The sequence below is a fragment of the Halomonas cibimaris genome (genome assembly GCF_039537045.1).
In the GTDB taxonomy this organism is placed as follows: domain Bacteria; phylum Pseudomonadota; class Gammaproteobacteria; order Pseudomonadales; family Halomonadaceae; genus Vreelandella; species Vreelandella cibimaris.
The window spans coordinates 1-7,905 of sequence record NZ_BAAAZT010000016.1 but is presented as its reverse complement, the minus strand read 5'-3'; the positions used below and the strand labels follow the sequence as shown (position 1 = coordinate 7,905).

The 7,905-nt window shown below is 55.7% G+C and carries 8 protein-coding genes and 1 pseudogene; all 9 read left to right on the top strand.

Going from position 1 to position 7,905, the window contains the following annotated elements; all coding sequences use genetic code 11:
• Positions 1-289: pseudogene (locus ABD654_RS01970) on the top strand (Rpn family recombination-promoting nuclease/putative transposase); the annotation flags it as partial.
• Positions 290-502: 213 nt separating this feature from the next.
• The gene (locus ABD654_RS01965; protein WP_344701749.1) at positions 503-874 is read left to right on the top strand and encodes a hypothetical protein; all 372 of its coding nucleotides are present in this window, start codon (positions 503-505) and stop codon (positions 872-874) included.
• The gene (locus ABD654_RS01960) at positions 867-1,178 is read left to right on the top strand and encodes a YkvA family protein (protein WP_344701747.1); all 312 of its coding nucleotides are present in this window, start codon (positions 867-869) and stop codon (positions 1,176-1,178) included. The genes ABD654_RS01965 and ABD654_RS01960 overlap by 8 nt, the downstream gene beginning before the upstream one ends.
• 131 nt (positions 1,179-1,309) lie before the next feature.
• Entirely contained in the window at positions 1,310-2,101 is a 792-nt protein-coding gene (locus ABD654_RS01955) for a lysozyme family protein (RefSeq protein ID WP_344701745.1), read from the top strand.
• Positions 2,102-2,261: 160 nt separating this feature from the next.
• Positions 2,262-2,717, top strand: coding sequence for a DUF2787 family protein (locus ABD654_RS01950; protein WP_344701743.1), 456 nt, complete (start codon positions 2,262-2,264; stop codon positions 2,715-2,717).
• A 188-nt stretch (positions 2,718-2,905) separates the two neighbouring features.
• Positions 2,906-3,583, top strand: coding sequence for a recombinase family protein (locus ABD654_RS01945; protein WP_344701741.1), 678 nt, complete (start codon positions 2,906-2,908; stop codon positions 3,581-3,583).
• Positions 3,584-3,922: 339 nt separating this feature from the next.
• Positions 3,923-4,636 carry a hypothetical protein gene (locus ABD654_RS01940; protein ID WP_344701739.1) on the top strand — a complete coding sequence of 238 codons (714 nt, stop codon included), beginning with the start codon at positions 3,923-3,925 and terminating at the stop codon, positions 4,634-4,636.
• Positions 4,637-4,728: 92 nt separating this feature from the next.
• Entirely contained in the window at positions 4,729-6,399 is a 1,671-nt protein-coding gene (locus ABD654_RS01935) for a hypothetical protein (RefSeq protein WP_344701737.1), read from the top strand.
• 143 nt (positions 6,400-6,542) lie between these two features.
• On the top strand, positions 6,543-7,736 hold the full coding sequence (locus ABD654_RS01930) for a tyrosine-type recombinase/integrase (protein ID WP_344701735.1): 1,194 nt from the start codon (positions 6,543-6,545) through the stop codon (positions 7,734-7,736).
• The last annotated feature ends 169 nt before the right edge of the window (positions 7,737-7,905 follow it).

Here is a 7,905-nt window from a genome sequence, read left to right as displayed (position 1 = left end):
GCGCCATTTGAAATGGCTGGGTGCCAGGGTCAATGTGGATGAGCTGAGAAGTTTGATGGAGGATCGAGATATGTTGGCAGACAATCTGGAAAGCTGGGCCAAGCGAGAGCAAGCCGAAGGCGAAACGCGCGGCATGGCGATTAGCCTGCGCAGCCTGATCACCTTGAAGTTTAATGGCGTGCCAGACTGGGCCGAGCAGCGTATTTCCGCCGCCAGTAATGATCAGCTCAAAAAATGGATAGAAAACATTTTGACAGCGGATAGCCTGGAAGCCGTGTTCAACGACTGATTGACCCTCTTTAAGCGATCTATAACGAGCCATGTCCCTTGAGTGGGGCATGGCTTTTTTGCATCAGTAGGGCCGTTTTTCTGCGTTCCTATGTTCCGGCAGTGATCTTCCCATGCCTGCCGTATTACCTCCCCCGCGCATGGCATCCCCGCCGTCTTAACCCCGCTTCACAAGCACATATTATTCCTTTGACCACCCGTTGAAGGAGTTGATATGACCACGCTTGATTCCCCGTGCCGGCTAAGCATGCTGGTACTTTCCCCCACGCTGCACGACTTTCTTATCCATCACTTAATGACGCTGCCTTTCGGCGATGATCCCAATACGGCTCACGACGTTTGGGCCAGCACCGGCACTCGACTGCATGTCCTGAACGCCGCTGATCGCTTCGACGATATTCCCGGCATGGATCGCGTCAAGCGCTTCCAGCTGATCCACCTGCCGGAGATATTGATCAACACGCCCGACCAGCACGTATTGCTGCTATCCGTGACCCAGGACGATGGCGGCGGTACCTACCTGCTATTCCCCAGGGATTCGCACTGCCCGACTTTGAAGGCGCTGGGACGACAGGCCCATGACTAAGCGCTATAGCAAGCACTTCTCGCAAAAGGGCTTCTGGCGAAAGATCTACCACCTGCCTACCACGTACAAGGAGCTGAGCTACCGAGCCAAATTGCTCTACTACCTGCTCAAGAGTCCCGTCGTACCCGTCGCATTGAAAGCCAGCGTCGTGGGAGCGCTGGGCTATTTGATCTGCCCGTTGGACGCTATTCCCGACACGATTCCCATCGTCGGCTACGTGGATGACGTCGGTGTGATTACCGCCACGCTGGGCCTGCTGGAGCCCTACATCACCACGGACATGCGCCATAAAGCTGCCCGCTGAGGCATAAAACGATCGCTACCGATCCCACCTTTGATTTTCTCTTCCATGCTCGCAACGCCCCGGAAATAAGCTCTTTCTGGCAGATCCTTTCCGGCAGTGCTGCGGGCCATCACTACGCAAGGATTTATCTCATGGCCAAGACCAAGGTAAAAGCCCCCGCATCCCCCAGGACGGATACGACCAACGCCGCTGAGCTACAGGCGTCCGGTACGGTCGAGGTTGATACGTCCGCCACAACGGAAGCCGATACGCTTTCTGCTATCCGTATTCTCAAGCAGGCCGATACGCCCAAGCTCAGTCCCCGAGGCAAAGGTCACCTGACCTATGAAGTTGGCGTCACCCGTGATCAAGCCGATGCGTTATTGAAAGCGGATATCGCCAAGGAGGAAGCCACGTTGGCTGAGGCGATCTGGTGCCGAGTTACCGTGAACCAGTCCAGCGGCTATTTCAGCAATGAATGGATTTCGCTGGCTCAGGTGATCGAGATCGTTGACCAGCAGATGGTGCCGTTCAAGGCGATTATCTTTCGAGACCTGTTCGAGCGGAAGGGGGCCAACAACCATGGCTTTCTGGGTGCCGCGCTCAAGGCCGAAGGGCTGCTGGTGGCCGATGACAAGCAGCCTTTGATATTGAGCCCCGCCAGTCGGAGGGAAGCTATCTGGAAGGCGATGCAAACCGCTATCAAGGAAGGCCATGACCTCACCGATCACGTCGCCAAGGAAAAAGCCCGCAAGGATGCCATCAAACAGCAACGCCTGGCCGAGCAGAAGAAGCGCCGGGAAGCCAATCTGGCTCAGGTGGAAGATGCCGACACGACTACGGTATCCGGGAGTCAGCATACCGCCAAAGGTGTGACTGAAACGCCCCTGGAAAAGGCAGCAGAAAGCCCCGAAAACGCATCCGCCAGCACTCACGAAGGGTAATGCTTTCCTGACCCGTAACGGCCGGGATTTTTCATCACACTAAACGTTCGTTTAGCGAAATGCAGGATTCGGCATAGCTCACTTTGGGGCTATGCCGTTTTTGTTTATGCCATCCACGATCAGCCACTAATAGCTGGTCCCGTTTATCAAGGAGACTGTCATGTCTTTCACGCCCACCATTCAAACCACCGATAACGCTTTACCGTTGCCGCCGGCATTGATCGAACTTTTACTCAGGGAGATTCAAACGGCGTATCACCAGTCACCGCCGGAACCTGAAGGGGCTCAGGTATTGGCCATGACGATTGTATTCCGTGATCCCCACTATGATCCACTGGCCGGTGGTTATCATCCTGTGGAAATACGATTGGGCCATGTGGAAAAGAATAGCTTTCGACTGGGGTATATTACTGACTTCAGCTATACCCCCGTGGATGGTCGCCACGTTCTGCTAACCGAGGTCGACTTCGAGTTCAGCGTTGAGCTATGCAAGATGCGCCACTTACCGCCCATTGCTCTTTCCAGAGTCGGAGACTTCTTCGATCTTTATATCAACAACTTTCTCAGCTATTACGCCAACGGTGTTTATGACGTGGATGTCGTCTGGGAAACCTGATCCATACCCTAACGACTTTAGCTCATTGACTTAATGCAACGTCCATCTTCCATGCGGTGCCTTCGGGTGCCGTATGGCAAATTGTTTTCTTCTCGGGATAGCCACCATAAAGGCGCTTTTTATGCGCCTTGATTGATTGCGTAAAGATATCCTTTGATTCGATAAATAACTGACGAAAAGGAGGCACTATGCCTGTTTCCATGCCCCGGCGGTTTGTTGCGTATTACCGCGTTAGCACTCAGCAGCAGTCCCGATCAGGATTGGGTCTCACGGCTCAGCGCCAGGCCGTCCAGGAATATCTGGCCCAATACGGGGGAGAGGTCATCGCCGAGTTTCAGGAAATTGAATCCGGCAAGAACGCCAATCGCCCCCAGTTCCACCAAGCCGCCGACTATGCCGAGTTGGCTCATGCGACATTGCTCGTCGCCAAGCTGGATCGACTCAGCCGTGACCTTCACTTTATCACCGGGCTGCAGCGCCGTGGTATCCGCTTCACGCTGTGCGATCTGCCCGACGTGGATCAGCTTACCATCCATGTGTTGGCGGCAATGGCCCAGCACGAAGCCAATATGATTAGCCAACGTACCCGACTGGCTCTGAACGCGGCCCGAGAGCGCGGCAAGGTGCTTGGTAACCCCCGGCTGAACGATATTCGCCACCAGGACACCGGTAAGGCGAATCAGCAGCGCACTCTGCGCCAAAGTGACTGGAAGCTGCGGATGCAGCGCCTAATACAGCATCTGGAAGAGCAGGAAGGCATCGAGAGGGGCAGCGACGTGGCCCGCATCCTGAATCAGCGCGGCTTGACCACCTACCAGGGCAGACTGTTCACCAGCGCTACTATAAGTCGGCTCAGGCGAGGGTGAAGTGGTGTCGGACCGGTGCTGTAGTGCCTTAGAAAGCGTAAAATCAATAGAATATAGCTATAGGTGCTTTTTCATAACCCTTTGTTATGCGGTATTTTTAATAGCCTATTTCAATATTAGATAGTTTAAAAGTACCCTTTATAAACTGAATGTCGCCGCGCACCTGCATTTTTTCCAGTATTTAGGTGAGTTTGCTTTCTTGCGGCGAGTCCATGAGGCTTGCTTCCGCAGGCCAAGCAAAGCACGCCATGAAAGTCGTGGTGTGAGGAGGCGTATTTACTGAAGTCGACTCGCGGCCCTGCAAAGTGATCCATCATCGAATATGTAAGGTAGGTTTTTATGTTAGCACTAAGTAAAGTTGTTCAGTTATCAGTTCTGTTCTGGCTGGTGAGGCCATTTCGCCAACAGCCTTCAGCGTTAAAGCAAGCTCGCATTGCCGCCAATGACCCGTCGTACCAGACGCATCTGTCAATCAGGCTGGACGAGCAGAGCGGCCAGCCGTTGCTTTGTTACTATGACGAGAACTGGGCCTGTGTATTTGCTCAGCCTTTTTACCCCCAGGATGGTGCCCATGCGCTCTCCGATTGGCTGCGCTTTTGCCTGACAGCCCAGCTAGGTACATCGAACGCCATGTGCCAGACCCAGTGGCTCATTGGCGCGGTCGAGAAGGCCCGTACCCATCAGCGGCATACCGTGCCCGCCTATGGCGTTTCTTCCTATCACGGCAATGGCGTTGCCATGCTGCTTCCCGACGGCCCCTGGTGCGTGACGCCCGAGCAAGGTTGGCATCGTCCTGCGTGCCTGCTGACGCCGTTTTATGCCCCGGAGTGCCTGTCTCACGACCGGGTTATCGATCCGCTGGCTGGCTTGCTCACGGAAACACAGCCCTATGCCGAGGAAGCCTTGCGCATCCTTCCGCTGCTGCCCCTGGAACATCCGACGCATCCTGAGCTGATGCGCTGGTTGGTGGCCTGTAGCTACGCTGCCGGTGAGTCACCCTCGTTTTGGTGCTCGCGAGCCCGTGAAGTGTTAACGGCATCGATGCGTCGCTAAACCGCCACGCTCTTTCTATTTCTCTTTTATGGCGGCATGCCCTTCGGCGTGCTCAAGGGGATGTCGTCTCTCACTTTTAGCAGGTAATAAAAATGACTCATAAATCTCATGGCAAGCCGGTAGTACAGCCAAAGCCCAAGCGTCGTCCATCGCAAAAAGAAGAGCTCAATACGGCGCTTCCCGAGCTGCTGGAGCAGGACTATACCATCGTGAACGATCAGGCGGCTCGCCAGCTGTATGCCCGGCAAGCCGATGGTCGCGCCTTCCCGCTGGATCAGCTGGCCTTTTGCGAGACGTTGGCTCTCCAACTGGATGATCAGGGGATTGACGCCACGCCGGATAAGGTGCGGCAGTGGTGCCACGACAATGCGTTCAAGCTGAAGCCCAAGGCGCTAATGACCCGCGTTATGCGACGTATCCAGGGGTCTCCGCACGTCGGGCGTGTGATCATCGATCTGGGCAATGCCGCTGGACAATATGCGGTGCTGACGCCGGATGAAGGCGTGCAGCTCACAACGACTTGCCCTGATGAACGTGTGGTCATGGTGCCTTTTGATCGGCAGCTCGCGCTACCGACGCCCACGAACATGGATACCCATGATGCGGTGAGCGAGCTCATTGGGTTGATGCCGCAGCTGGAAGAAGGAGAAGCGTTGCTCTTTATCGCCTGGCTCACCTATAACCTGACCCATGAGCGCGACCCTCGTCTGATGCGGGTGTTTCTTGTGCTGCTGGGGCCACAGGGGAGCGGTAAGACCTCGTTTTGCCAGCACATTATTCAGCGCTTTCTGGACCCCAGTGCGATCGGGGTGCAGCGGATGCCGGATAGCTTTGACGATATTGCGGTTAGCTCGCTGGCATGCGACGTACCGATATTCGACAACATATCGCGTATCTCTTCGCGCCTAAGCGACAGCTTCTGTCAGGTCGCTACCGGCAGCGCTATGGTCAATCGCAAGCTGTTTACGAATCGGGATTCCGTGGTCACGCAGCTGCAAAGCACGCTGGTATTCAATGGCCTCAAGCAGCCGTTTGTGAAACACGACTTGATCAGCCGCTCGCTCTATCTGCATTTCAATCCGCTAACGCCGGATCAGCGCCAGTCGGAATCCGAGATGACCGCATGGCTGGATGATAACGAATCACGCATTATGGGGAGTTTGCTGCGGCTCTGCGTGGATATCATGCGGGAATGGCCTGACGCCAGGCCACACATCAATGAACGGGCGGTGGATTTCTGCCGCTGGCTGGCCGCCTTTGACCGGGTGCAGGCACAAGACGATGGCGAGCCGGATGCCCAGGACGATACCGATGATGCTCCCCATGGCGCTGATCAACCCCATGCCGACGACGTAGTGGATACGGATACGGGCGAAGTCGTTAACAGTGACTCATCCGTCGAACCCGACTCATCCGTCGAGCAGGCATACGCCGATAATTTACGCCACGCCTATGCGACGACGTTACAAAGCGACCCCGTGGCTTACCTGGTTGATCAGCTACTGCAAGTCAGGCATGGGCACTGGGAAGGCACACCCACGCAGCTGCTGGAAGCGCTGGACGAGCTTGCGCCAGAGGTGGCCCGTTATGTCTCTCCCCAGGCACTCCCGCACAACGCCGTCTCTCTGGGAAAACGGCTGCAGCAGGGAAGCGACCTTTACGAAATGCTTCAGCGGGCCGGTATTCACGTTGTTCGCCAACGCACGCAAAAGCGCTATGTGACGCTCACCTACCATGCTCAGCTGCTCCACGCCTCGGCATAGCGCCTTACCCGTGATGTGCTGAAACGTCACGATCTTACCTACTGGGCCACCTGCGGGTGGCCTATCTCCCTCAAAAGTACCCCAGATTGGTCCAAAAAAGGGCCGATCCGGAGACGTCATGCCTAAAGTAACCAAGGAGCTGAATGATGCCGAAAATAGCCTTGAGTCAATCCGTGATCAAAACGCTTCGCTGCCCCGACGGCAAGCGCAAGATCGAGTACTGTGATACCCAATTCCCCGGCTTCCTGATGGAGCTGCGGGCCACCAATCCCCACGTGGGCACCCTGTATCTTCGCTACAAGAACGAACGCGGCAAGACGCAGTATGCCAAGCTGGGCACGACCGCTGAGTTAACGATCCCGCAAGGCCGCAAGAAGGCGAAGCAGCTGAAGGCCCGTATCATGCTGGGGGAAGATCCACGCGCCGAGACGAAGAAGCGCAAGGCCACGCCCGAGTTCGCCCGCTTCGTGGAGGAACGTTATCTGCCCTACGTGAAGGTGCGCAAACGCTCCTGGGAAACCGACGTCTCCTTCCTGAAAAACTACCTGCTGCCGGTGTTTGGCGACAGCCCGTTGGATCAAATTACGCGGCGGCAGGTCGTGACGTTCCACCAGGCCCTCCGGGAAAAGGGGCTGGCCCCGTCCAGCTGTGATCGCCAGTTAATGCTGCTGAGCTATATCTTCAACCTGGCCATTCAGTGGGATGTCGCCGAGCATAATCCGGTAAAAGGCGTTAAGCATTTCAATGCCGACAACAAGAAGGAGCGCTACTTGACGCAGGATGAGCTGAATCGCCTGCTGCATGTGCTGAATACAGACCATAATCGCGTCGTTTGCCAAGTGATCCTGTTGCTGTTATCCACTGGAGCCCGGCTGGGAGAAGCCCTGAAGGCCCGCTGGCACGACATTGATATCCCGGCCCGACAGTGGCGTATTCCCGCTGCTAACGCCAAGGGCAAGAAAACGCGGCTGATCCCCCTGAACGATGTTGCCGTCAAGCTGCTGGACGATATTTGGCAGCAATGTGGCGGCCATGAGCATCTCTTCATCAGTCAACAAACGGGCAAGCCCCTGACGACGATTACGTGGGTATGGCACCGCCTACGCCAGCAAGCAGGACTCCCGGAGTTTCGCATCCATGACTGCCGCCACCAGTATGCCTCGATGCTGGTCAATAGTGGTCGTACGCTCTACGAAGTCCAGAAGATCCTCGGGCACTCCTGCCCCAAGGTCACGTTGCGCTATGCCCATCTATCGCAGAAGACGCTCCAGCAAGCGTCCAACGCTGCTTCAACAGCACTGGAGCAGATAGCCTTTACCCCGGTCGATGCTCCTTGATAACGGGTTTTCAGCATCCTCTGCCAGACGGTAGGGGATGTTTTTTTGATGTTTCATCCTCCCAATAAGTGCTTATTCAAAATTAATCGCGTATTCAGTGCCATAACCACCAAGTAGGCGGTGTACCTCATCACAGAGGCGATCAAAAGAGAGATAGGCTCCCAGCGGC

Excerpts from the sequence above, each read along its gene's own strand:
- ABD654_RS01965 (WP_344701749.1), top strand. The coding sequence starts at position 503 with ATGACCACGCTTGATTCCCCGTGCCGGCTAAGCATGCTGGTACTTTCC.
- ABD654_RS01930 (WP_344701735.1), top strand. The coding sequence starts at position 6,543 with ATGATGCCGAAAATAGCCTTGAGTCAATCCGTGATCAAAACGCTTCGC.
- ABD654_RS01960 (WP_344701747.1), top strand. The coding sequence starts at position 867 with ATGACTAAGCGCTATAGCAAGCACTTCTCGCAAAAGGGCTTCTGGCGA.
- ABD654_RS01940 (WP_344701739.1), top strand. The coding sequence starts at position 3,923 with ATGTTAGCACTAAGTAAAGTTGTTCAGTTATCAGTTCTGTTCTGGCTG.
- ABD654_RS01950 (WP_344701743.1), top strand. The coding sequence starts at position 2,262 with ATGTCTTTCACGCCCACCATTCAAACCACCGATAACGCTTTACCGTTG.
- ABD654_RS01935 (WP_344701737.1), top strand. The coding sequence starts at position 4,729 with ATGACTCATAAATCTCATGGCAAGCCGGTAGTACAGCCAAAGCCCAAG.
- ABD654_RS01955 (WP_344701745.1), top strand. The coding sequence starts at position 1,310 with ATGGCCAAGACCAAGGTAAAAGCCCCCGCATCCCCCAGGACGGATACG.
- ABD654_RS01945 (WP_344701741.1), top strand. The coding sequence starts at position 2,906 with ATGCCTGTTTCCATGCCCCGGCGGTTTGTTGCGTATTACCGCGTTAGC.